Origin of the sequence: Mycobacterium hackensackense, assembly GCF_025822555.1 — a bacterium.
GTDB lineage: Bacteria > Actinomycetota > Actinomycetes > Mycobacteriales > Mycobacteriaceae > Mycobacterium > Mycobacterium fluoranthenivorans.
The window spans coordinates 1-23134 of sequence record NZ_JACKUC010000051.1; the positions used below are offsets into that span (position 1 = coordinate 1).

Consider the following 23134-nt stretch of genomic DNA (forward strand, 5'->3'; position numbering starts at 1 on the left):
CTGCCAGCGATCGTGCAGGTGCTCGGTGAGCCGGTCCAGTCGCTGCTGCGGCGTGGAGGCGCCGGTGGCCCAGTCCCCGGATACATCGAGGCGCTGAAACTCTCGGATCAGCGCCGCCACCAGCAGATGGGTTTTGGCTGGAAAGTATCGGTAGAGCGTGCCCACAGCGATACCGACCCGCTCGGCAACTGTCCGCATGTGGACCGCGTCGTAGCCGCCGGTGGCAGCAACAGCGAGCGCGGCATCCATAATCGCTTCCCGGCGACGTGCGGAGGCGCGTGAACGCAGCCCGCCAGCTGTGTGGCCCTGGTCGCCAGCCGAAACCCCCTGAGCCTGTACCGTTTCGCTGCTAACCCGCGCGCTGGCGGCGGTCATGATGCTTGGTCGCCGCCGCGGCGCGAGAACTGTTCGAGAAGCTCACCAAATCCACTGATGTCGCCGTGAGCGGCGAAATGCGCGGTGTCGACCACGACGAACACCGCATTCGCGGTAAACCGAGTAACGCCTTCCTGGACCCCTGCCGCCGCGACATGAAGCGCCCGCCCCTCACGGCCGGTGATATGCGCGGTGATGCGGTGAGGCTGGTGCAGTGGCACCGGCTGCAGATACTCCACCGTCAGAGCGCGCGTCACCGCCGGTGTGCCGGCGATCCACAGCGTGAAGCCCAGCACGTCATCGCACGCCGCCGCCACCGCCCCACCATGGGCTAAGCCAGGGGCCCCGATGTGGCGCTCATCGAAGGTCACATCGGCATACACCACGTCGGCGCTGCGATAGACCACCAGCCCCAGCCCGTGCGGATTGTCCGGGCCGCACCCCATGCACGTCGGGGTGTGAGAAGGCAGCCGTTCCGACGGCGCCGCGCTTTCAGGCACTAAACCGCTCCCAGTACTATTGGTTTCGCTGCGATACTCTTAGTACCACAACGGCTAGACTGTCGTTCACGACATCGCCCGAAATTCAATGCCGAGGTGAACCTGTGAACGACAGCAGCCAATCAGCGCTACCCCCCGATGACGACATCGACCCGCGAAGAATCCGCTCACGCAACCGGCTACTGGATGCTGCCGCAACACTTCTCAGCACAGGAGGGGTCGAAGCCGTCACCATCGATGCGGTCACCAAAGCCTCCAAGGTGGCCCGCACCACGCTGTATCGGCATTTCCAGAGTTCATCGCATCTGCTTGCAGCCACATTCGAGCGACTCCTTCCGCAGGTGACCACACCGGCGCCGACCAGCGGATCCCTGCGCGATCAACTCATCGAATTACTCAGCCGCCAAGCCACCCTGTTCAACGACGCTCCGCTGCACGTCACCACCCTGGCATGGCTTTCGCTCGGACCTACCGGCGCCAAAGACGACACCGACGACCGCCACGCATCCAGAGCACTGCGAGCCCGTGTCGTCGACCAATACCGACAACCATTCGACGCGCTACTGCACAGCGATGAAGCCCGAACCGAAATCAACGACTTCGACCTCGAACTGGCACTGTGCCAACTCGTCGGCCCACTCGCCTTCGCCCGCATGACCGGAATTCGCACCATCACCCACCACGACTGCGCGGACATCGTCGACGACTTCCTCGCCGCCCACCGCCGCCGAACTGCCAACCCTTCAGGCGTAGAGGAAGTGGTCTGACAGCCCAAAAAGACGACCTATTGAGTGACAGGGCGAACACGGGATTTGCGACCTGGGCAAAAACGTCAGTCGGGTGTCCCAGAATCGTGTCCCAGACCGCGAGGAACGGGGACACCTTTAAAGACACAGATGGCTCCCGCCCGGGCCGCAAGCGTCCCGGTTGGGTCCGAATTCCGTGCCCCACTGACGAGGGAGGACCTACCGGTGACGCTGCTGGGATACGCGCGAGTCTCGACGCTGCACCAGTCCCCCGACATGCAGGTAAAGGCGCTCACGGAGGCTGGGGCCGAAAGGATCTGGACCGATCGCATGTCCGGTGCTCGCGACGACCGCCCCGAGCTGGCCGCGCTGCTCGACTACGCCCGCCGCGGTGACGTGCTCATGGTGTGGCGGCTGGATCGCCTCGGCCGCTCGCTCCCGCACCTGCTCACTATCGCCAACGACCTCCAGGCCCGCGGCGTCGAGCTCCGCTCCCTCACCGAAGTCATCGACACCACCACTGCCGGCGGCCGGCTGATCTTCCACGTCTTCGGGGCCGTCGCCGAGTTCGAGCGAGCCATCGCCGCCGAACGCACCGCCGCTGGAGTCGCAGCAGCCCGCGCCGCTGGCCGTCATCCTGGGCGGCCGGGACTCACTGTCGACATCATCGCCTCGGCCCAGGCTCTCGACCAGGCTGGCACACCCCGCGCTCAGATCGCCCGCACGCTGGGCATATCCCGGTCTAGCGTCTACCGCTGCCTCGACCAATCCGCTACGGTGGCCGCCGCACGGAATTCACAGCCGTGAATGGGTGAGACGCCGGTGGCATCCTGAACTCGTGACGAACGAGGGCGGTGACGACACCGGGTTGGAACCCACCTCCCCACGCCGCTTCGGCCAACTGCCCGACCTGGGTGTCCCAGATGACTTCGACGAGCCGCTACCTCAAAGTGAAGTCGCTGTGTGGGAAGCGTCCGACACGTCGGCCCAGGGCGACAGCGAACCCCCCGACGAGTGACCCTCGCCGAATCTCGGTGACCGTCCCGCGAGGTCGAGCCCGCATTTAGATCAGGCGGGGGTCGCCGTCTTCGTCGAGCACGATGTGCCGGTCGCCGCGCTGGAGCGCGTCGAGCGCAAGGTCAATCTCGTGGACGGCGAGATCGGCTATGCGGCTGGGTCCGAGGACGATGATGTGCTCAGCTTGATCAGTGCCGCCGCCGGCCGACAGGCCGACGAACTCGGGGTTGCCCGCGACGACGAACTGCAGATCCCAGCCGATGTGGCGGCCGACCTCACGGGCTCGTCGGTCGAGAGCTTGCACGTCGTCGTCGGTAAGCACGCGATGGCCTTCCCGTCAGGTGTCGTCGGAGTTGTTGCGGCGCAGCGTGTTCAGCTCGTCGACCAGCTGCTCGTAGCGCTGAATGGACATGACGACGGCCGCGGGCTTGCCGGCGGTGTCGGCCAGGACGACGTTGCCTGTGCCGGTGGCCACCTGATTGATCAGGTGCTGGTGCAGTTCGCGGGCCGGGATCAGCTCACTGGGGACGGCTTGCGCGCCGCCGAGGGCTTCAACGGTGGTACGGATCATCGGATTGCCTTTTCAGAGGTGGTAGGTCTGGTGTCCTCTCGGCCCGTTTGCCGAGCCGAGAGGACACCGCCGAATTCGGTTCTTGCTCAACCGCGTTCGGTGACCGTGGTGTTGGGGTGACGCGCCGCGGTGGAGCCCTTCACGAACTTGCCGGTGATGGCGCTGCGGTGATGGGTTCCACTGCTGTGGTTGGCGCCCCGTTCGGTGACCGTGGTCTTGGGGTTGCGCGCCGCGGTCGACGCCTTGACGAACTTGCCGCTGACGGCGCTGCGGTGATGTCCCTTGGCCATTGTTTTGTCCTTTCGTTTTTTCCGGCCCGGTATTGAGCCGGATACCGGTCTATAAGTGCGCGTGTCGGCCCGATCCCTGAATTTCTCCGAGATGTCTTGCCGGTGCCCACCATCGGCGGCGCGCCGGGCCAGTGCGTCGCCTTCGGCGGCCGTCACCGACGTGCGTGCTGCACGCGCGGAGCGGGTGCCCAGCGAGCTGGCGTCGATGAGCGCGGTGAGGTGCTTGATGGTGGTCACGACGTCCTCTTTCGGAGTTGGCGGAGTTGGTAGCCAATGAGGTTTTCCACGCTCTTGGCATCAGGCAGGCCCAGCTCGTCGGCGATCTCGCGCTGGGAGAAGCCGTGCTCCTGCATGAACAGCGCTCGACGTGCCCGGTCGGTGCTCAGCAGCGCCATCGCTTCGGCGACCGTGTCGTTGGCGACGATGGTGGCCTCGATGCCCTTGATGATGTCGAACCGGTCTTCGGGTACGTCGTCGATCGGAGTGGTGGCGTGCTCTATGCGTTCGAGTTCGGCTCGCAGTGCGCTGCGGTAGATGTTGGCGAACTGATAGAGGCACTGGCCGACGAAGAAGGTACCCAGCGACGCACCTCCCGAGGACTGCCAGCGGTGGGTCATGAGCACCTTGTCGCGGAAGTAAATCAGCGCGGCGACCACGGTGTCAGCGGCGATGTCCTCGACGACCTCGTCGTTGGGCCAGCCCTCGATGCGGCCCAGGCCGTAGCCGGTCAGCGCTTTGGCCTTGCCGTAGATGGTTCCGTAGCGGATCCAGGCGCGCAGCACGCCGAGGCCGTAGCGGGCCAGCTCGCGGGAGAACCGGTCCCACGGTCGGCCGGTGAACTGGTGCAGCTGCAGGGTCAGGAGCAGGTCCTCGTCTGCTTGAAGACGCCGGAGTCGTTCCAGTTCGTCAGCGAGTTCGGCGGCGAGGTCGGGGTCGTCGAGCCAGGCAGCGACCAAGCCTTCGTCGATGGGCTGGTCGACGTGCTGGATGTCGGCCTGGTTGTCCGGTTGTAAGCGCGCGGCATCAACGGGCGGGCCGGGGCGGCGTGCCGGTCGATCCATGGCTACATCTCCAGGAGGCGAGAAAGAGACAACCGATCCCTACGGTTGTCGCTTCCTCTTAAGTGCGCGCGTACCGCGAACCCCTGAATCCGGGAAAAAGTTTTTTCCAGGCACGCGGTCCTCGGCCGTGCTACCACCATTGTCCCAGGTCGAGCCGACAAGCCCCGGCATAGAAAGGAGGGGCTACTGGTCGGCCCAAAAGCGTCGTCCGCGGATTCTCTGGGTGCGGTCGCTCGTCGTCGACGTTGCAGCTGCAAGAAAGGAAGGTGGCTTTCAGCCGCGGGCAACGCTGTTGAAAGCAAAGAGCCCGGGTCGGTCGCAAGGACCGAATACCGGGCTCTTCATGGCTTCAACCGGGCACGCGCTACACGTCACACCGGTCTGTATGCACTCAATCGTACGTGGAGCCCTGATAGAACTCAACGGTGACGGCACCGGGCCCCTGGGTTGAACAATGGTTGAGCCCCCAGCGATTCCACACGTACATGCTCCTGGCCGGCGGTGACCGCACCCGCGCTCTCGACCTGCACGAATGGAACACCCAGCTCAACGCCGCACTGCTGCACGACTTCGCCCACCTCGAAGTCGGTCTCCGCAACTTCTATGACCGGGCACTCATGAGTGCCGTCCAGCCAGGCGAGGCCCACTGGACCGACCCAGCTTCGTTCAGCGCGCTGTTCCCGGCGGTCCCGGGCAACGACGCCCGCACCCACGCCGACCTGGCCTCCGCACGCACCAAGGCTGGCGGCCCGGCCGCACCTCCCGGAAAGATCCTCGCCGAGCTGACCTTCGGGTTCTGGGTCTTGCTGACCAGCTCACGGCACACGACGCTCCTCTGGACCCCGCACTTGGAAGCCCTCTACCCGGCCGGTTCGCAGCGACACAAAATCCACTTCGGCCTCGATGACATGCGCAAGGCGCGCAACCGGGTAGCTCACCACGAGCCCGTCCGCGTCCCCGACGTCAACAACCTGATCCGCCGAATGCGCCGCTACGCCGGTTACATCTCTCCCGATCTCCGGCGCTACATCCGCCAGACCAGCACAGTCGACGCGCTGATGAACTCACGTCCATGACGTGACGGTGCGAGCCGAGGTCTACCGCGAGTCTGCGAGTTTCTGCACTCGCGCATCAACGGGACGCCCAGTCTTCTTGCTGGCGGTGACGGCCGCGCGGGCAGCAGCCTGACGGACAGCCAAGCTACGACCCGTCTTCGGGTTCGGCTTCGGGGGGTTGTTGTCGCTGGCGTTCGTCGTGGCCATCGACACTCCCCTCTTCCGCTTCGTCGTCCTGGTCTTCCACCTCGTCCAAGGCGGTGTGCTCACCGATGACCTGGACGATATCGGAGTCTCCGCGTGTAGCCAGCTTAGATTGCAGCAGCGTATCGAGCATCTTCCAACCCAACGCCGCCTCGGTGTCATCAGCGCTGAAGGTCCGCTCGAATGCCCACGTCACGCGACGCCACCACTCACTGCGGCGATCGGCGGTGTTCTTCTGCCACCACGTGATCAGCACCCCACCGATCGCGACCAACCCGACGATCAACGTCACCCACGCTTGTGCAGGCATCCGCCCGTTTCCTCACTGTCCGCACCGACTGAACCCGTCGCATCGGACAGTAGAGATCGACCGTGCAGAACCACGACTGATGACCGCCGTTTGCGACTTCCACCTGGGAAGTACCGGCCGAATCAGCGGATTCCGTCACCTTGTGGGCGACTTATTTGGCGTCGCCGTCCTCGGGGACCTTCATCTTGTCGAGGAATTCGGTCAAGGCGGCATCCACGATGTCGGTCACGGTGTAGCCGCCATGGGCGCGCAGCCATTCGACTCTCTGCTGGGTCAACGGCGGCAGATAGGTGTTGAACGGGACCTTCGTATTGCGCTTGCGAGCTTGCAACTTCGTGCCAGCTGGCGCCGGTGTGGGTGGCGGCGTCGCCTCGGCAACGGGTGAACCTGCCGCCGGCTGGACACGCTCGGCCTCGCGGCGCCGGTCCTCACGGCTCGGCCGCGTGGGCTCCTGAGATCCCAGTCCTCTAGACACTGGCCGTCATCCTCTCCGCGATCCTCTTCGCCACCCGCTGATAGTCCTCAGCTGCCGTGCAACCCGGTGCATGAACCGCGATCGGGACACCCCGAGCCTTGGCCTCACGCACCCGCACAGTCGAGGAGATCTCCCCGAGGTACTCAGTCGGCCAATCCGTACTCAAGCTGCGCCGCACGTCTCTGGCCAGCTGGGACCGCCCATCGAAGTCAGTGGCCAACACGTGGCGGATCTCCAGACGCGGGTTGAGCCCCTCCTGCACGTCCAAAACCGTGCTGCCCAGCACTCGCAGTGCGCTCAACTCATCGGCACCGGGACTGACCGGAGCCAGAACGTCATCGGCGGCCGCCAGCGCCGCCACCGTCAGATCCCCCAGGGCCGGCGGGCAATCGATGACCACCACTTCGTAGCGCTCTGACACCGACTCCAGTCCTTGAGCGAGACGGAGCTGGCCCGCGGTACCGAGTCCTGTGCGTTCCAACGAGCGCAGGGCGTACGCCCCCGGGGCGACGTCGACCCCGAACGCCGAATGTTGAATCACGTCACTCAGCGGCACGCGTTCCTGGCGATCAGGGTGGAGGACCTCGAACATCGTCGCGTCGTCTGGCCCCACGGTGACACCGAGACCTGACGTCGCATGCGCCTGCTGGTCGACGTCGATCAACAGCACCGCCAAACCGTGTTGGCCCAGTTCATAGGCGACGTTCATGGCGGTGGTGGTCTTGCCGACCCCGCCTTTTTGCATCGCAACTGCAAGCACGTGAGCATGCATGCAAGCGAGCATACAGGCATGCTGGCAGATTCTCAGGCTGCGCGTAACCGTCCGTGTTCGTCGACCAGGGCGTCGAGCGGGATCTTTCCGTCGATCGCCGCTGTCATCGCCCGCTCCAGCGATTCGTCGGCCGCCGCCGCTCGCTCGAGGAGATCCAGGAGCCTCTCGGCCGCGTCGACATTGAACGGATTGGCGGACAGCGCCCCGCATGCCGCACGTACCTGGCTGACGAACTCACACACCACACCTGCGTCATCATTTCGACCATTGCAAGCAAGCATGCATGCAAACTAGCATGCACTTATGGCGCTGCCAAGACGTGAAGTCCGATCGTGTAGGCCACTCGCTGTTCGATGCCCTTTCCACCGGCAGCTAATCGTGGTGAACGGGGTGGTGGCAGCCCTCAAGGCCACGCCGCTACGCGGGCGACCCCGATCGAGCCTTGACCGCCACCACCACCCCGCACCAGAAGGCCTGTACGGGGGAAAGGGCAGAAGAGGTCTTCCCAGCGCAACCGTGCAGCCGGCCGCCACACCGAGGTCGACCGGGTGAGCCGGTTTCCGGCGCGCACCGAGCGGCCCCGCCGCGTCCACGCCTGCACGTCCGAGGACATGCCGCCACCGGTCGATCCGGCAATTCACCGCGCCGTCCAGACGATCTACACCACCGACCTCGGGCTCCCCGAGGAATGGACCGACGCCCAGCGTGCGGAGTTCATCGACGAAGAGGTCGACATCATCACCTGGAAGGCTCGCGCCCATGCCGCCACTCTGGGCGACCGCAGCATTCGCGACTGGACACGCCGCCACGGCGGCCAGCCCCCGGACCTGTCGACGCAAACCGCGTTGCGGGCGCAGGCCCGCGCCGAGGCGGTGCGCCAGGTCCTCAGCGCCGAGCTGTACGAACTCATCGCCGATCCCGACGCCGACTAACAGGGAGGGCAGCGGTTGGTATGACCTCACCAGTCACAAAAACATCACGGACCCCGGCGTGTCCCGTATCAGATACCCGGCTGCTGCTGGCAGTCTTCGATCATGCCTCGACCCCGTAAAGGTGACCGCGTGGAACTGCTAACCCGCCCGGAGCGTCTCGTTTCCGAAAAGATCAAGCAGCAAGCCGCCGCCCGAGGCATGTCTGTCTCGCAATACGTGGCTGACCTGCTGGCCATCCAAGCCGGCCATCCCGAGCTGGTTCGCGAACTCAACAAGGAGGCCCTGCCGCTGGCGATGTGACGACATACGTCAGAGGCTCAACCTCTCGTCTTGGCGGCGAGCCTCTTGGCAGATGTGACATCTGAATAGCTGGCGTGCGGAAACCCCGCTGAATTGACGAAGGCCCCGCCTAGGGCGGGGCCACGTCTGGAGATTCAAATCGAGTTGGCGCTCGGTTCGGGGTTCTCCGCACCCATATCCCCGAAGGGACTGTCTGATGGACAGCTCTCACGGTAGCGCACGCCTGCTCGACGTACCAGGTACGCCGCGCAGCCAGTATGCGAATCGTGACCTCTCAACCGCCCGATCACGTCGGGCGAGCAGCACGTGGCCGACACCGCTCGGCTCGGCTGTAACTCCTGCCTCTCCCAGCCCGCATGTCGTGCGCGCGCTGACCAACGAACGACGCCGCGAATGGGTGCAGCGCGCCGGGGCCTGCACCCCACGCGCGCCGATGTGGACCAGTCGCGCCGGCTGGCTGAACGGTCTGCGCCAGTGGGCGCAGTCACCAGCACTGGGCCAGCTGTGCGCCGAGGAACGCGTGTCGATCACAGCGGCGACGCTGTTGTCGATCGCCACGGTGATGGCCGAGCACGCCGACCACGCCACCGGCCGCCACGTCGCCGTCACCCGCGCGACAATCGCCGACAAGGTGGGTTGCGACGTGCGCACCGTCACGGCCGCCTGGCGGGTCCTACGGGTGTCCCAGTGGGCCGTCGAGGCGCAGCGTGGCCACGGCTCGGCAAACACCCCCAGTATCGGCCGCAGACCCTCGGTGTACCACCTCGTGCCGCGCCGCGAAGCCCGCCCAGTGCCCCGCCCAGTTGTGCATGATTTCCACCTACCGCCGTCAGGCGGCGTTGGTCTTTCTTCTCCCGTAGGGAGTTACTCACCAAGCGAGCGCGCAAGCGCGCCCGCCAAACGAATCTGCGACAAAACGCGACAAACACGGCCATGGCGGCGCACCGCGCGTCCACTGGCCGTCCAACGGCTTGCCGCTGGACTCGTCGCGATCACGCACGGCCTGGACCGCGCCCACATCGGCGCCATCTGCGACGCACTCACCGCCACCGGCATCGACCCCGACGTGTGGTCAGCACGCGCGGTCAACGACAAGCTCAACGCCGACATGCGCGCCCGAGGGCTGACCTGGCCCGACCACATCGCCAATCCTGGCGCGTTCCTGCACAGCCGGTTACGTCGGCTGTCCTGGTCACCCCCCGAGGCCCCGACAAAGGCCAGCGGCTCCGCCGCCGCCAGCATCGACCAGACGCCGCGACCGGTGGTGCTCACCGAGGCGTCGCGGGCTCGGATCGCCGCGGCCCGAGAAGAGATCCGCCGCGTGCTCACCGACAGCGCTCAACGCACCCGTAGTGGGCACACCAACCGCACGCTCAACGCACCTTCAGCGACACCGCGACGGCATGCCGCTGGAGGCACGGCTCGGCGGCGCGAGGAGTGCACCGTTGGCAGCCTGGTCGACGACGCACCTAGTGGTTGCGAAACGGTGCGCTGACGTTCGAGCGGGACGCCACGTTCAGCATCTCTCAACCAGCCCCATCTTGTTCGTTCCCTGCCCGCTTTTTCCCCGTCTCAACTTCCCTTACGCCGTTCTTCCCACACTTCCATCTTCACCCACTCGCCTCGCTTCCGCTGTCCACTCCCACCTGCTCGCCGCCCACCAGCGTTCCTACACCTTAACGATATGGCACATTTGCACAAGGTGTGCGAAGCTGGGCGGTAGCGCGCCGGGGGCGCGCTACCGCGAGAGCGGCGGTGGTCCAGTGGGCGGGAGGTGACGGAGCGGTGTTGACGATCGCCAAGCTCGGCCAGTGGTCGGTGTCCTACTACGTCGACACCGCCCGCCAAGCGTCGGCAGAAGCGCTCAATGGCCGCGCGGCCGGCGGGGGCTTGGGCGAGTACTACAGCGAGTCCGAGACGCGGCTTCCGGCGTGGCTTTCCGCCGGCCGCGACGTGGCCGAGGCGATGGGTTTGACGGGTGCCGGCCGCAATGGGGAGACCGCAGATTTGGATGCGGTGACGCGGTGGCTGGACGACGGAATATCGCCGTGCGAAGCGAGTGGCCGCGCGTTCAATAAACGCGACGGGGTGCACGGGTATGACTTGACGTTTTGTGCCCCCAAGAGCGTGTCACTGCTGCGCGGTCTCGGTGACGATGTGATGGGCAAGGCGGTCGCCGAAGCTCACGCCTACGCCGTCGCCGAAGCGATGGAGTATCTGGCCGAACACGGGGGCTACACCCGGGTCCACAACCCCATCACCGGACAGAAGGATCTGGTGCGGTTGCCGGGAATTGTGGCGGCCACTTTTCAGCACGAAACCTCCCGCGCCGGAGACCCGCATCTGCACACGCACACAGTCGTTCCGAACCGTCAGGCACGCGCTGACGGCAAGCTGGTGTCCTTGGATGGAACGAGCCTGTATCACGAAGCGCGGGCCGCCGGAATCGTCTACCAAGCCTCCTTGCGTCGCGAGCTGACGCGCATGATTGGCATCGAGTGGGGCGAGGTTGATCCGCGCACCGGGATGGCCGATATCGCCGGGGCGAACCGCGGCGATATGACGTCGTGGTCGCAGCGTGCGACACAGCTGCGCGAGTGGGCCAGTGGGCATCTGAGAGTCGAGTGCGACGAGCTTTCCGCAGGGCAGTTGGCGACCGCGCAGAAGGCCACCAGGCCGCGGAAGCCCGAGGGTGTCGCATGGGCGTCGCTGCGTGTCGCATGGGCCGCTGATGACCGCACTTTCCGCATCAGTCGGCCAGCTCAGCAGGCCGCGCGGGAGGCCCGTCGAGAGGCCGGCGTCGACTACGCCGACGTGGTGCGTCGCGCCGTGGCGCATGGACTCAAACAGGCCGCATTCACCCGGGCCGATTTGGTCGAGGCGATCGGCGCGCGGCTGCCCATCGACGACGCCGACGGACCGTCCCCGCGGGAGGTCATCGAGCGCCTGGCCGATGATGTCGCACTGCGCATCGGAGACGAACGGGCTGCGCATCAACGCGAAGGGTCGATCCGCTATACGGCAGCCGATTTGGTCGTCGAAGAACGCGCCATCGTCGAGCTGATGGGCCGCCGCGACAGCCGCGCCGCACTGCCCTCTGTCGACACCGCTGGACTGTCGCCGGATCAGGCCCGGGCCATCACCGCGATAGCCACCTCGGAGCGGCTCGTGCAGCCTCTTAGCGCGCCCGCAGGGGCTGGGAAAACTCACTCGCTGCGGGCACTGCGGCGCGCGGCGAATGCGGCCGGGAAACGCGTTCTGGTGGTCGCTCCGACCGGTCGTGCGGTCGACGTCGCGGTGCGTGAGCAAGCCGGGGATCGTGGCGCCACTCTCGATGCGTTGTTGGGTCAGCTCGAGCGCGGTACCGAGGTCCTCGACAGTGACACCCTGGTCATTGTCGACGAGGCCGGCATGGTCGGCACCCAACACCTGCGCACGTTGCTCGACGCGGCCACCGCCGCCGGGACGAAGGTGGTGCCAGTTGGGGACGAACACCAGCTTGCGCCGGTTGCTCAACGCGGCGGCACCTTCGCTCAACTGGTCACCGATCTGCCCTGGGCGCAACGACTGTCCGAGGTGTGGCGGATGCACGACCACGACGAGCGGGACGCTTCGCTGGCCGTGCGTGAGGGAGGCCCGGCCGCGCTGCGTCGCGCCGTGGGTTGGTATCGCCGCCAGGACCGCCTCCACACTGGGGACGCAGTCACCATGGCCGATGACGCACGGACGGCGTGGCAGGCCGACATCACCGCCGGCCGGGACGCACTGCTCATTGCCGATCGGTGGGAGATGGCCGATGCGATCAACATTCGGATTCACTCCGAGCGGATCGACGAGGACGCGCCTACGGTGCCCGCGGCTCGCGGGCACCGCCTCGCGGCCGGCGACGTGGTGATCACCCGGCAAAACACCATCGACGTCGACACCTACACCGATCACACACTGGCGACCGCGGCCGACCCGATCCGCAACGGCCAACGCTGGGAAGTCCTCGCCGTCGACACCGACAAGGGGCGGATCGCGGCGCGGCGTCTCGACGACGGCGCGCTGGCCACCTTGGCGGGTGACTACCTACGCCAGCAGGTCCACCTGGGCTACGCGGTCACCGTGCACGCCGCCCAGGGCGTCACCGCCGACACTTGCCACACGCTGCTCTCCGCAGACAGCGCCACGCGCGCCATCGCCTACGTCGGCCTGACCCGCGGCCGGCACGCCAACACCGTCCACCTGTACGACACCCGCGCCGGGGAAGGCGATCACGAACACGCCGAGACCGCCCCTGGCCAGCACACCGCGCGCCGGGGCACCCCCGGTGAGGCCGCCGCCGCACTACGTCGTGTCTTGGGCCGCAGCGACCACGCCACCACCATCACCGACGCGGCTCGCGAGGCCGACGAAGGCCAGCTCCCCCAACCGGTCGCCGAACTACGCCGCTACCACCGCACCGTCACCCACCGGTTGCGCCGCGAACACCGCACCGAGCGCGACACCGCACAAGAACGCAGCATGCACGCCCGCATGCATGCATCCGATCGCGCGTTGGTCGAGGTGTTGGCCGCCGCCAACCGCTACGGCGCACCGCTGCCGTCCTCGGGGCTTCGCCGCGACCCGGTGGCCGTCGCGCTCTCCATGCCCAAGGTCGTGACCACGCTGGCGGCAGAGCGCTACACCCCCGAACTCGTCGAAGCGATCACCACCGCGGCCGCCGACGCCGGCCGAAACCTGGCCCGCATCAGCGCCACACCGCAACCCGGTCAAGTCAGCCTTGCCCAGCTCGCCAAGGGCCTCCACGACCACGCGACCGCGGGAGCCGTCGTCGTCGTCGAAGACGCCGCCACAGCCAACCCCGCACATCTGGCGGCCGTGGCCACCGCCCTGGTCCCCCACCGCGGCCGGCTCCTGCTCGTCGACAGCGGCGAGCCCGGGAACGCCCGACGACTCCTCGATGGACTCGGCCTGCCGTGGAATGAAAATCCAGTCCCCGCAATGGATATCGACGATCCAGTATTGGCGGCCACCGCAGAGCGTCACCGCGCCGAGGCCGCCCGCAGCTGGCGGATCCGCACCAATCCGCCGACCCGCGACCGAAGTCGAGACCGTGACCGCGGACACGGCCTCGACATCGACTAATTCGTCAGTTGATTACTGGTTGGCGATAGCGCTCGGTTGCCAATTATCTTTTCTGACAGAGCATTTCGCCACAGCCTCGGGGAAAGTTGCTTCAAGTCTGTTGAGCACCGATTCGCAATGGGAGTCATCGAATCCCGCGCGGGTCAGATCTCGCATGCAGCAGACGAGAACGTCGGACATGCCAGGGCCGGCCAGTGCCGCGAACATGCCGCCGTAGGTCGCCGCCACCGCATCGGCGTAGGCGTCCCGCACGGTTGCGAAGGCCTCGTCGAGGAGTTCTTGCACCGCAACGGCGTACCAACTCAGCTCGACGGTGGACGTCTGCACCGAGGACAAGAATTCTTGCGCGTATCCGAGTGATTCGCGCCAAAGGGCTTGATGGGTAACCCGATAACGGCTTTGTGGCTCCAGCCCCACGACGAAGTCGACGCCCTCGAAATGCGTCACCGGAGAGCCCGGCACCGGCGCAACAGATCCCACCGCCGCCGGGGCTTGCATCCCGGCATCGGGGCACGGAGCCATCGAGGTCACCACCGCCGCCAGCGCCGTAGCCAGCCGCACGTGCAGCCCCTCCAGGACGACGGCATGCGACACCAACGGATAGGCGAAATCAAAGTCCTCTCCGCTGTGATCAGGGATGGGAGTGCAAAACGCTCGGGCCCACTGAGCTGCCCGAGCAACGAAGAACGCCAGATCGGCATGGCGCGTGCCCAGCTCCAGGCCTTGGTATTCCGCGTCGATCAGAAAGTCGTCACCGGTCGTCATCGTTCGCCCAAGTCTTCCTCGACACTGGTCAGCTCTTTGACGATGACGTCGCGAAGATGGATGTCCCCGGCGGCGGCTGCGGCGTAACACATATCGGGGAGCGGCAGTGGGCGCGTGGCCCACCCGCCGATCAGCTCAGCGGTACGGGCCACCATCCAGTGCGCCCGGTAGCGCGCCAGCTCCTCAACGGTGTCGCTCGGATCGGACTGGCCCACGAATCCTGGCCGGAAGATCGAGGTCACCGTGTTGAAGTCCTTGGCCGCGGCGTCATACTCAGCCCACTGCTGGGGGCTGGGATCAATGTCCCCGCCGCGAGTCAGCCAGATCACGCGCACTGCATTCGGAATGCCGCCCTCGACGGCCTGGGCCTGGGTGGTCGCTGAGTTGACCAACGACGCGCTGACCCGCGAGACGATCCTGTCTTGGAGCATCGGGTCGGTGTCCATGATGCGAAGCAGCCGCGGATACACCTCCGGCCACAGCACCGCCAGACGGTGCACGTGCATTCCGTCCAAGGCTGGGGCCGGAGCCTGGACACCAGGCTGCAGTAGCGAGTTGGTCTGACGCGTGCATGACGGTGGGTGCTCGACCCCGGCGTCGCGCAGCGCACTCACTCCGACCGTGGTCGCTGCGGCGACCAGACGCCAGCCCAGCTCGGCGCGCAGCTGCGCGTACTCGACGAGGACCCGTGATGGATCGGACCAGCCAAACCACAACTGCCGGAAATGGTCGTCCACCAATGGATCTGTGGCCAGCACACGAACCGATCGAGGAACGAACACGCCCGCGGGAATGTAGCTCGCACCGTCATTGGAGGTGATGACCGTTTCCGTGCCGCTTGGAGAGCGGAAGACCCCCACCGCCCATTCGATCGGATAGTTGACCGCTTGAGCCGCGTGCTGGAGCTTCCAGGCCAGCTCCTTGGCCGCCGCGGCGTCGGCCGACTCGCGCCGCTCACGAGCCGCCGCCGTCTGCCCCGCGGCCACCACACTCGCCGGAATCAGCGTCGCGCCCGCGCCCGCACCAGAGGGCGGCGGTGAAGCCGGTGGAGCATTACTGGCAGCGCCGACCGTTCCGGCCGGCATCGTCGTCGGGGGCGGGACAGCACCCGCGGGCGGCCCCATCGACCCGGGCGGAAGCATCATCGGCGCACCCCCGCCGGTACCCATCCCCGCCCCGGTAGGAGTCGCGGCCGGGGCCACCATCCCTGGCTGCGCCGCGGCCGGCGCTACGCCACTGCCCGCCGCCGCCGACACTGGCGTGGCAGGCCCGCCCGCCGACAAGGCCGGCGACGGACTTGCCGGAGCGGGCGGCGGTGGGGGTGCCGAGGGGATTCCCCCGCCGACGCCACTCGTCGTCGATATTCCCTGAGTGAACGCAGACAGAGGCGACCCGGCCCCGGTGCCCGAGCCAGGTACTCCCCCGGCATTCGGTAAACCGCCTCCCGCACCGGGCATTTGGCCCACACCGCCACCCAGCGGATTGGACCCCATCCCCGGCATGCCGCCACTTCCCAGGCCGCCCGGCATCTTCGGCACACCGCCGCCCATGCCGCCCATCGACGGCATACCGCCACCACCGAGCGCCGAGGCCGCCGGTGATGAAGCCACCCCTGGCGTCGGCTGCGTCACCGGCCCGGCCGCCGCCTTGATCGCCTCGTCGCCTGTAGCCGTCTTGATCCCAGGACCAACTCCCGGCTGAGTGGTTGACGTACCTGCAGGATCGGTCGGGGCGTCGTCCACAGGCTTAGGTGCGTCGGCCCCGGCTTTCCGCTTTTCGGTGTAGCGGTAGGGGTTTTCGTCCTGTTCGATACCGGGCGACGTCTCATGGTCGACTGGTTGCGCGGGAGGTGCTGCGGGAACGTCACCCCACTTTGTCAAAAGGTCTAGTGCCCTTGTGTTTTCGGTGCTTGCCTTGAAGGCGGTATGGGAGGCCATTGCGGCGGTTACTCCCGACTCGGTCTGGTATCGGGCTATGCCGTGGTACTGGGTTACCAGGGCTTCGGCTTCGCCTGGCAGTTTTGCGCTCGCAATTTTGGCGTCAGCTTCGCGGACGAGCTAGCACCGTGGCAATATCGGCGCACTTTGTCTGCGACCTTGGCGTGCCATTCGGCGATCGTCTTGGCTTCCTCGGCCAGCACCGCGCCCGCTCGGTGTGCTTCGTCGAAGCCCTGCGAATCGGCGGCCTCGCGGAACGCTGCGTTGTCCTGGATGATCTGCCGGTGGATTCCGTCCCATGACGTAGCGCCAGCCCGGTAGGTCTGCTCCTGGGTGTCCCAGTGCGTCGCGTCCGGTGGCTCCATGTCCGGCGTAACTATCAGCCGCCCATACGATCCCGCAGACCCTCCGACAGCAGGCATCAGCGCAACCCGCACTCGGACGTGATGACATCGATCAGAGCGTTACCGCGTTTTAGTTCGCGAGCGGCCTCGTCCCAGTGCCGCATGTTTAGCGCGTGCAACATGTCGATGTTGGCCGCCATCCAGTCGTGCAGCGGTATTGCTGTCGAAGCTGGTGTGGCGTCAGTCAGCTGCGTACGCAGATACGCGACCGCAGCCATACCGGTACGTTTCTCCGTGGCCAATGCTGCGCGGCTCTCCGGGCTTGTCCAGCTCGGCTCCAACGCCTCGGCGCTGGACCTGCTCGCCAACGCCGTCGACCGCGCCGCCCGATCCCACGCGGCGCATGCGGCAGCGCTCGCGGCTTGCGTTTCGCTGCTGTTGTAACGTCGGTGGCGGTGGCGGAACCACGTTCACTGTGTGCCGTGCCGGTTCGATTGGACGGGCGAGGGCCAGGCCGCTGGTCACTACGGCACCGACTGCGACCACGAACGCCGCCGCGGCGGCGGTGATCCCGGTGCGGTGACGCCGCCGGTACCCCATGGTCATGACACGACGGTATCGCGAGCGGGTGACATCAGGCCACCACGGCGGGCGCATTCGATATGGCGACTTTCCGCAGGTCTGTTGCCTATAGATTACACCGGGCAAATCAGCGCAGGTGGTCGAGGGTGTGCCTAAAATGACTATTTTAGAAGCACTCGAAGCGTGGTGATCACCGATTGCGGCTGAGCAGCTCGCGCAGTCGCTTGGCTCCGCGGTCGGACACCGATTGCGACGACAAGGCATACGCAGCGGCCTGATCGGGAGTCAGTCGACCGCCGCTGATGTGATCGCTTAGAAACCGCCGCACTTGCGCCTTTTCATCTGCCCCTGTCCAGCCGTTACGACCGCCGTAGAAAATGACGGAATCAAGGTCTTTGCGGACATCATCGTCGACTTGGGACGTAGTGACCTGCCCGGTCAGCAGGTTGATCGCGGCCGCGCCAGCAGCCCATTCGGCTAAGGGCGTGGAGCCCTCGACGACAGCAAGCGAATAGCCCCGAGCCAAGCCCATCGCGAAGTGCAACGACCGTTCGTCTGGCACGAACGCCAGAACCGGACCGCGATCGGGTCGGCTACGGCTCTGGGGTGTGGCGTGACCCCCCGCTCGGATGATCTCGTCGAGGTCGGCATAACCAAAGGTCGCCGCGTTTTGCGCGTTGCTCACCAGCAGCGGCGCTAGCTCCTCCTCGCGACTGCGTTCCCAAATCCAGTCGGCGGCCAGGGCGACGGCTTCCTCCCACGGCCGATCTTCGACGTCATCGGGGACCCACGCTGCGGCCCGCAGGTGAGTGGAGGGATGCAAATCCTCGGCGGCCATCACGCGATTCCTGACTGAGAACTGAGTTTGGCCAGGTAGCGGTAGGCCGTCGCCCGGCTCACCCCGAACGCTTGGGCAAGTTCGTGTACGGGTTCGCCCGTCCCGGCGAGGCGGCGCAGCTGTTCTTGTCGTTCGGGGGTCAATTTGGCCGGCTTGGTAGCCGGCAGTTGGCGGGCTCGCCGGGAGTCGCGCGAGGCAGCGCGACGCTCACGGCCGAGTTCGAGTTCAAGCTCGGCCAGCGTCGCCATGATGGTGGCCACCGCACGGCCTGTTGGTGTGCCGGTGTCCACACCTTCACGTAAGGCGCGTAACAGAATTCGGCGCTCACTCAGATCCGCGATGGTGCGGGTTACTTCCGCGACGGATCGGCCCAGTCGATCGATGGCGGTGACCACCACAGTGTCGCCCTCGCGGGCGTAATGCAGCAGGGCCGCCAGGCCCGGCCGAACGGTGTTCACCGCACCCGACAGCTTGTCGGTAAAGATTTGGCCGGATTCGACGCCCTGGGCGGTAAGCGCGGCGAGCTGTGCATCGAGGTCCTGGCCCAAGGTGCTGACCCGCGCGTATCCGAGAATCGCTGTCACACCGCTACCGTCTCATTGTCCTCTGACATCGAGGATCTGAGACACGCCGTGTGAGACAAGAAATGAGACACCGCGACCTGGCGCGATGTGACCACAACGCGGGCCATGTGGGGCCGTCTCACTTCTTTAGAAATGGGACACGCAACGGATGCGCGGCGTGGGACGTGAAGGGCTCAGGCTCGCTGATCAGTAGGGCGAGAATGGCAACGAATTCTTGTCATGGGTGTGCTTCGGCTGGGTTCGAAGGTAGGGCTGGTTGTTGTCGTGTGGGTCGCTGGGGCCACCAGCTGGCTTCGCGTAGGAGTGTGGCGATGGCGGGCACGGTGAGGGTGCGTACGACGAAGGTGTCGAGTAGCAGTCCGGCGCCGATGATGAGGCCGGCTTGGATCATGATGGCGACGGAGCCGACCATGAGGCCGAACATGCTGGCGGCGAAGATTAGACCTGCTGAGGTGATGACGGCGCCGGTGTTTGCGACGGTGCGCAGGACGCCGACACGGATGTTTCGGCCGGATTCTTCGCGCAGGCGTGAGACGAGCAGCATGTTGTAGTCGGCGCCGACGGCAACGAGAATGATGAACGCCAATAGCGGTACGGGCCAGGCGATTTCCTGGCCGAATCCCCATTGGAAGACCAGGACGCCGATGCCGAGGGAGGCCAGGTAATTGAGCAGGACTGTGCCTAGCAGGTAGAGCGGTGCCAGGAGCGCGCGCAGCAGCAGGACCAGGATGAGTCCGACGATGAGGGTGGTGGCGATGGCCAACTGTGCGAAGTCTGCCCAGAGGAATCGTTGGATGTCGGAGTTGACGGCGGGGAAGCCGGCGACGGAGACGGTGGCTTCTGCCAGTGAGGTGTTGGGTCGTGCGGTGCTGGCGGTGTGGGTGATCTGGTTGGCGAGGTCCATGGCTTCGACGCTGTAGGGGTCGTAGCTGGTTTCGATCATGAAGCGCGCGGTCTTGCCGTCGGGTGAGAGGAACTGTTTGGCGACGTCGGTGAATTGCCTGTTCTCGAAGGCGTTGGTGGGCAGGTAGAACCCGCTCGATGAGTCGGAGTCCTTGGCTGCGCGTGCAGAGTTTTGCAGTTGGGTCGCGATTTGGCTCATGCCGGAGAGCATTTCGATGTTGCTGTCGGCGAGGGTGCGCACACCGGTCGCGAGCGCTTGGGCGCCGGAGGCGAGTTGGCCGATTCCGTCCTGGAGGCGGCGAAGGTTGGCGGCCAGGTCGTCGGGGTTGCCGAGGGCGCCGAACGCTTTGTCCAGGGTGGCGACCGCGTTTTGGACGTTGGTGAGGGTGCCGGTGACGGTGGCATTGGTGGCGGGGTTGTAGCGGTCGCCGAGGGCGGCGATCTGGTCGAAGAATCCGCCGTCACGCAGGGTGGTCAGGATTCGTACTTGGTCGCGGATCTGGGCGCATTGCGGTGTGGTCGCACACCATGGCGAGGTGTTGAGGGCGCCGACGAGCGGGTCGAGCATGGTGATCGCGTTCGCTGCTTGTTCGGCCAGCGGTCGCAGGCCGGGGCCAGCTTGGATGGCTTGATCGGCGGTAGGGGCGGTGGCCGAAAGTTGTTGCAGTAGTGGTCGGAACTGGTTGATCTGGGTGCCGGCGGATTGTGCTTGGCCGAGGATTACGGCGAGGGGGGTCAGGGCGGTGCGCACGGTGGTGTCGAGTTGGGCTAGCCCGCCGGCGAGTTGATCGGCGCCGTCGGTGAGTTTGGCGAGGTCGCCTTTGCGGGCGTTGCCCTCGGCGACTGCGCCGGCCATTTTGTCTCCGATCTGGCCGTTTTGCCAGGCCAGTTCCGCTTGGTCGAGGCGTTCCCCGGTAGGGCGGGTGACTCCGGAAACCTTGGTGACACCGCTGACTTGGGAGACGCGGGAGGCCATTTCGTCGAGGTCGGCGAGTCCTTTGCCGGTGCGCATGTCGGTGGGGTTTTCGACGACGAGGAATTGGGTGATGACGATGTCTTTGCGGAAGTGTCGGTCCAGCAGCTGGTAGCCCTGGTTGCTTGCGGTGCTGGCTGGTTGACCTTTGCGGTCGTCGTAGCTGATTTTGATGGTTGCTGCGACCGCGGACAGTGCGAGCAGGATGACGAGGCTGACGATCAGCAGCGGCACGGGGCGACGAACCACGGCCACGGCCACCGAGTTCCAGTAGCGGCGGGTGCGATCGGATTTGGGTTCCCCGATGCCGCGTTTGGCGGCGATCGCCAGTACTGGCGGGAGCAGGGTGACGGTGGCCAGGAAACCGAACAGGACGGCGATGGCGCACGCCGGGCCGAGGGCGGCGAAGACGCTGAGTCGGGCAAAGACCATGGCCAGGAAGGCGAAGGCAACGGTCGCGGCGGAGGCGAGGATGACGCGTCCGATGCTGGCGGTGGCGTGGATGATGGCTTGGTCGGGGGGTACCTGCGCGCGGCGCTGTTCGTGGTAGCGGCTGATCAGGAAGACGGTGTAGTCGGTGCCAGCGCCGAGCAGGATCGCGGTCATGAATGCCACGGTGAACTGTGAGACGGGCATACCCATCTCCCCGAGCGCGGAGAGCACACCGCGTCCGACGGCCAGGCTCAGCCCGATCACCAGCAGCGGGAGCAACGCGGTGAACACCGACCGATAGACGATCAGCAGGATCAGGGCGATGATGCCGACGGTAGCGATCGAGATCAGCAGCAGATCGTGCTCGGCGGAGGCGATCATGTCGCTGAACGTCGCTGGCGGTCCGGTCACCTGCGCGGTGACCGTTGATCCGGCGAATACTTCTGCGGCGATGCTGCGCACCGCCTTCACCGACTCGGCGGCGGTGGGGTCTCCCAGTGTGCCGGTCACCCCTACCGGCAGGTACCAGGCGTTGCGGTCGGGGCTGAGGGCCTGCGCTTCGGTGACCGGATCGGCCAGCAGGTCTTGAACCAGCAGAACGTGGTCGTGCTCGGCCTGCAACCGGGCGACGAGTTCGTCGTAGCGCTGCCGTGCTGCCGGTGTCAGACCGTTGGGGTCTTCCATGGCCACAAAGAGCAGGGTTTTCGACCCTTCTTCGCCGAAGGCGGTGCTCATGCGTTCCACCGTCTGCAGGGAGGGCGCATCGCGGGGAATGAGGTCCACCGACTGCTGGCGTACCACGGTTTCCAATTGCGGAAACAGCAACGCCAACACCACGGCCGTGCCCAGCCAGGCCCCGATGACCAGTGCTTTGTGGCGGAGGGTGAACCGACCCAGGGCTGCCAGCCGGGCGCTGTACTCGCGGTTGTCCGCCGGGTCGCGAGAGTCGTTACCGCGGCGCTGAGTTTGCGAGGCGGGGCCGGGGGAATCGGTCATGCCGTCGGTCACCGAACCTCCATGAGTCAACGATACTGTCGGTATCGCTACGCTACAGCATGTAGCACAAAGGCGGCGCCGGTGCGTCGGACACCAGCTCGCCCGAAAAAGCGGCCTACCGCGGGTTGACGATGTTGGCGTTGTCGTCCTCGGGCACGTCGTGGCGCACCACGCGCACCCGACCGTGGGGCAGGCACGCCATGTAGCCGTGACGTTTGCCGTACAGCTCCCACGCGGTCTCCTCAGCGTCGGGATCGACGTCGATGCGGTGTCCACGTGAAAAGCTCAGGTGCAGTCCTCCCTCGTCGTCGGACCAGGCCTGGGTGCACACCGCGCCAGCCAAATTGAGCAAGGGGCGCTCGTACACCGAGATTCGCAAAGGGTCGATGAGGACGGCCTCGACCGGAAATCGGTCGACAGCGGGCAGGGTCAGTATCAGGGGGCGCGAGATGACGATTTCGTTGTAGTCATCGAGGTCCAGAACCAGGCCGTCACGCACAGAGACGCGTTGTACGACACAGTCTTCGATCCATTGGGTGTACATGGCCGTCTCCTTCGGCGCATCGGTGAGCCGCACCCCGAATAGTACTACCAATGGTATCGCTGCGATACTGAAAGTATCGTTACGGTGTAATGCTGCCCGCATTCGCCTGGTGGACGACTCGTCGGGTGGCCCGATCGATGCGGTCTCGGGTTTCGGCCGCTGACACCCGGTCGCTGATGAAGGCCACGAGATTGGCCAGCCAGATATCGGCGACGATTCCGGCGAGGCGCAGATCGGCCGGGGTGGGTTCACCGCCGGCGAGGGTGCGGGCCAACAGGGTTTCGATCGCCGCGGCGGCGCGGTCGAGTTCAGCGGCGGCGCGGGTGTCAGCCATGACGAAGGCGCGTGTCATCGCGTCGGTCAACAGCGGGTCACGCTGCCAGCGATCGTGCAGGTGCTCGGTGAGCCGGTCCAGTCGCTGCTGCGGCGTGGAGGCGCCGGTGGCCCAGTCCCCGGATACATCGAGGCGCTGAAACTCTCGGATCAGCGCCGCCACCA

At 66.1% G+C, this 23134-nt stretch carries 25 protein-coding genes and 2 pseudogenes; 9 read left to right on the plus strand and 18 right to left on the minus strand.

What is annotated here, in order from left to right; all coding sequences use genetic code 11:
• Both H7J86_RS31710 and H7J86_RS31715 read right to left on the minus strand, forming a co-directional pair.
• Positions 1-375 (minus strand): TetR/AcrR family transcriptional regulator (locus tag H7J86_RS31710; RefSeq protein ID WP_267295829.1); only part of this gene is annotated, 375 nt, incomplete at its 3' end.
• Entirely contained in the window at positions 372-875 is a 504-nt protein-coding gene (locus H7J86_RS31715) for a PaaI family thioesterase (RefSeq protein ID WP_044543341.1), read from the minus strand. The genes H7J86_RS31715 and H7J86_RS31710, both read right to left, overlap by 4 nt.
• 104 nt (positions 876-979) lie before the next feature.
• On the opposite strand from H7J86_RS31715, the gene H7J86_RS31720 reads away from it, so the two are divergent.
• The 3 genes from H7J86_RS31720 (at position 980) to H7J86_RS31730 (ending at position 2639) form a co-directional block, all read left to right on the plus strand.
• On the plus strand, positions 980-1642 hold the full coding sequence (locus H7J86_RS31720; protein ID WP_044543342.1) for a TetR/AcrR family transcriptional regulator: 663 nt from the start codon (positions 980-982) through the stop codon (positions 1640-1642).
• A gap of 255 nt (positions 1643-1897) precedes the next feature.
• A complete protein-coding gene (locus H7J86_RS31725) occupies positions 1898-2428 on the plus strand; it encodes a recombinase family protein (protein ID WP_267295859.1) in 531 nt (176 codons plus the stop codon).
• Between the two features lie 31 nt (positions 2429-2459).
• Positions 2460-2639, plus strand: a complete 180-nt coding sequence (locus tag H7J86_RS31730) for a hypothetical protein (protein WP_267295831.1) — start codon at positions 2460-2462, stop codon at positions 2637-2639.
• A gap of 45 nt (positions 2640-2684) precedes the next feature.
• Here H7J86_RS31730 and H7J86_RS31735 read toward each other — a convergent pair whose 3' ends face one another.
• The 4 genes from H7J86_RS31735 to H7J86_RS31750 form a co-directional block, all read right to left on the minus strand.
• The gene (locus tag H7J86_RS31735) at positions 2685-2960 is read right to left on the minus strand and encodes a hypothetical protein (protein WP_267295833.1); all 276 of its coding nucleotides are present in this window, start codon (positions 2958-2960) and stop codon (positions 2685-2687) included.
• A 15-nt stretch (positions 2961-2975) separates the two neighbouring features.
• Positions 2976-3209: a hypothetical protein gene (locus tag H7J86_RS31740; protein ID WP_267295835.1), complete on the minus strand. Its 234-nt coding sequence runs from the start codon at positions 3207-3209 to the stop codon at positions 2976-2978.
• Positions 3210-3295: 86 nt separating this feature from the next.
• Positions 3296-3736, minus strand: a complete 441-nt coding sequence (locus tag H7J86_RS31745) for a hypothetical protein (RefSeq protein WP_247058554.1) — start codon at positions 3734-3736, stop codon at positions 3296-3298.
• Positions 3733-4560 (minus strand): RNA polymerase sigma factor, encoded by an 828-nt coding sequence (locus H7J86_RS31750; RefSeq protein WP_267295837.1) that lies wholly within the window; start codon positions 4558-4560, stop codon positions 3733-3735. Before H7J86_RS31750 ends, H7J86_RS31745 begins: the two co-directional genes overlap by 4 nt.
• 425 nt (positions 4561-4985) lie before the next feature.
• On the opposite strand from H7J86_RS31750, the gene H7J86_RS31755 reads away from it, so the two are divergent.
• Entirely contained in the window at positions 4986-5636 is a 651-nt protein-coding gene (locus tag H7J86_RS31755) for a CAAX protease (RefSeq protein ID WP_267295839.1), read from the plus strand.
• Between the two features lie 124 nt (positions 5637-5760).
• Here the strand turns inward: H7J86_RS31755 and H7J86_RS31760 are convergent, their stop codons facing one another.
• From H7J86_RS31760 to H7J86_RS31775, 4 genes are all read right to left on the minus strand, one after another.
• Entirely contained in the window at positions 5761-6111 is a 351-nt protein-coding gene (locus tag H7J86_RS31760) for a hypothetical protein (RefSeq protein WP_247058560.1), read from the minus strand.
• A gap of 169 nt (positions 6112-6280) precedes the next feature.
• Positions 6281-6604: a hypothetical protein gene (locus H7J86_RS31765; RefSeq protein WP_267295841.1), complete on the minus strand. Its 324-nt coding sequence runs from the start codon at positions 6602-6604 to the stop codon at positions 6281-6283.
• The gene (locus H7J86_RS31770; RefSeq protein WP_267295843.1) at positions 6597-7376 is read right to left on the minus strand and encodes a ParA family protein; all 780 of its coding nucleotides are present in this window, start codon (positions 7374-7376) and stop codon (positions 6597-6599) included. The genes H7J86_RS31765 and H7J86_RS31770 overlap by 8 nt, the downstream gene beginning before the upstream one ends.
• A 32-nt stretch (positions 7377-7408) precedes the next feature.
• Positions 7409-7618, minus strand: coding sequence for a hypothetical protein (locus tag H7J86_RS31775; RefSeq protein WP_247058565.1), 210 nt, complete (start codon positions 7616-7618; stop codon positions 7409-7411).
• Positions 7619-7924: 306 nt separating this feature from the next.
• Here H7J86_RS31775 and H7J86_RS31780 point away from each other — a divergent pair, with 306 nt between their 5' ends.
• The 4 genes from H7J86_RS31780 to mobF all read left to right on the plus strand — a co-directional run bounded on the left by H7J86_RS31780 (position 7925) and on the right by mobF (position 13738).
• Complete coding sequence (locus H7J86_RS31780) at positions 7925-8308, plus strand: hypothetical protein (protein ID WP_247058567.1); 384 nt, start codon at positions 7925-7927, stop codon at positions 8306-8308.
• Between the two features lie 129 nt (positions 8309-8437).
• A complete protein-coding gene (locus H7J86_RS31785) occupies positions 8438-8608 on the plus strand; it encodes a toxin-antitoxin system (protein ID WP_308195097.1) in 171 nt (56 codons plus the stop codon).
• A 361-nt stretch (positions 8609-8969) separates the two neighbouring features.
• Positions 8970-10103 (plus strand): rep protein, encoded by a 1134-nt coding sequence (locus tag H7J86_RS31790; protein ID WP_267295845.1) that lies wholly within the window; start codon positions 8970-8972, stop codon positions 10101-10103.
• A gap of 290 nt (positions 10104-10393) precedes the next feature.
• Complete coding sequence (gene mobF, locus H7J86_RS31795) at positions 10394-13738, plus strand: MobF family relaxase (RefSeq protein ID WP_267295847.1); 3345 nt, start codon at positions 10394-10396, stop codon at positions 13736-13738.
• 12 nt (positions 13739-13750) lie between these two features.
• Here mobF and H7J86_RS31800 read toward each other — a convergent pair whose 3' ends face one another.
• From H7J86_RS31800 to H7J86_RS31815, 3 genes and pseudogenes are all read right to left on the minus strand, one after another.
• Complete coding sequence (locus H7J86_RS31800) at positions 13751-14503, minus strand: hypothetical protein (RefSeq protein WP_267295849.1); 753 nt, start codon at positions 14501-14503, stop codon at positions 13751-13753.
• Positions 14500-16862: pseudogene (locus tag H7J86_RS31805) on the minus strand (EspK C-terminal domain-containing protein). Before H7J86_RS31805 ends, H7J86_RS31800 begins: the two are co-directional and overlap by 4 nt.
• Positions 16862-17062 carry a hypothetical protein gene (locus H7J86_RS31815; RefSeq protein WP_267295855.1) on the minus strand — a complete coding sequence of 67 codons (201 nt, stop codon included), beginning with the start codon at positions 17060-17062 and terminating at the stop codon, positions 16862-16864. Before H7J86_RS31815 ends, H7J86_RS31805 begins: the two are co-directional and overlap by 1 nt.
• A 16-nt stretch (positions 17063-17078) precedes the next feature.
• Between H7J86_RS31815 and H7J86_RS31820 the strand changes: the two genes are divergently transcribed.
• Complete coding sequence (locus H7J86_RS31820) at positions 17079-17228, plus strand: hypothetical protein (RefSeq protein WP_267295857.1); 150 nt, start codon at positions 17079-17081, stop codon at positions 17226-17228.
• 328 nt (positions 17229-17556) lie between these two features.
• On the opposite strand, the gene H7J86_RS31825 is transcribed toward H7J86_RS31820, so the two are convergent.
• The 5 genes and pseudogenes from H7J86_RS31825 to H7J86_RS31845 form a co-directional block, all read right to left on the minus strand.
• Positions 17557-18204 (minus strand): hypothetical protein, encoded by a 648-nt coding sequence (locus tag H7J86_RS31825; RefSeq protein ID WP_168991009.1) that lies wholly within the window; start codon positions 18202-18204, stop codon positions 17557-17559.
• Positions 18204-18788 (minus strand): recombinase family protein, encoded by a 585-nt coding sequence (locus H7J86_RS31830; protein ID WP_044543338.1) that lies wholly within the window; start codon positions 18786-18788, stop codon positions 18204-18206. Before H7J86_RS31830 ends, H7J86_RS31825 begins: the two co-directional genes overlap by 1 nt.
• Before the next feature lie 217 nt (positions 18789-19005).
• The gene (locus H7J86_RS31835) at positions 19006-22092 is read right to left on the minus strand and encodes an MMPL/RND family transporter (RefSeq protein ID WP_172831639.1); all 3087 of its coding nucleotides are present in this window, start codon (positions 22090-22092) and stop codon (positions 19006-19008) included.
• Positions 22093-22207: 115 nt separating this feature from the next.
• Positions 22208-22636, minus strand: a complete 429-nt coding sequence (locus H7J86_RS31840) for a DUF6188 family protein (protein WP_044544298.1) — start codon at positions 22634-22636, stop codon at positions 22208-22210.
• 79 nt (positions 22637-22715) lie between these two features.
• Positions 22716-23134, minus strand: a pseudogene (locus tag H7J86_RS31845) (TetR family transcriptional regulator); the annotation flags it as partial.

Bases quoted from the DNA above. Each gene is read 5' to 3' on its own strand.
- H7J86_RS31815 (WP_267295855.1), bottom strand. From the start codon at position 17,062: ATGGCTGCGGTCGCGTATCTGCGTACGCAGCTGACTGACGCCACACCA.
- H7J86_RS31800 (WP_267295849.1), bottom strand. From the start codon at position 14,503: ATGACGACCGGTGACGACTTTCTGATCGACGCGGAATACCAAGGCCTG.
- H7J86_RS31725 (WP_267295859.1), top strand. From the start codon at position 1,898: ATGCAGGTAAAGGCGCTCACGGAGGCTGGGGCCGAAAGGATCTGGACC.
- H7J86_RS31770 (WP_267295843.1), bottom strand. From the start codon at position 7,376: ATGCATGCTCACGTGCTTGCAGTTGCGATGCAAAAAGGCGGGGTCGGC.
- H7J86_RS31740 (WP_267295835.1), bottom strand. From the start codon at position 3,209: ATGATCCGTACCACCGTTGAAGCCCTCGGCGGCGCGCAAGCCGTCCCC.
- H7J86_RS31835 (WP_172831639.1), bottom strand. From the start codon at position 22,092: ATGACCGATTCCCCCGGCCCCGCCTCGCAAACTCAGCGCCGCGGTAAC.
- H7J86_RS31825 (WP_168991009.1), bottom strand. From the start codon at position 18,204: ATGGCCGCCGAGGATTTGCATCCCTCCACTCACCTGCGGGCCGCAGCG.
- H7J86_RS31840 (WP_044544298.1), bottom strand. From the start codon at position 22,636: ATGTACACCCAATGGATCGAAGACTGTGTCGTACAACGCGTCTCTGTG.
- H7J86_RS31750 (WP_267295837.1), bottom strand. From the start codon at position 4,560: ATGGATCGACCGGCACGCCGCCCCGGCCCGCCCGTTGATGCCGCGCGC.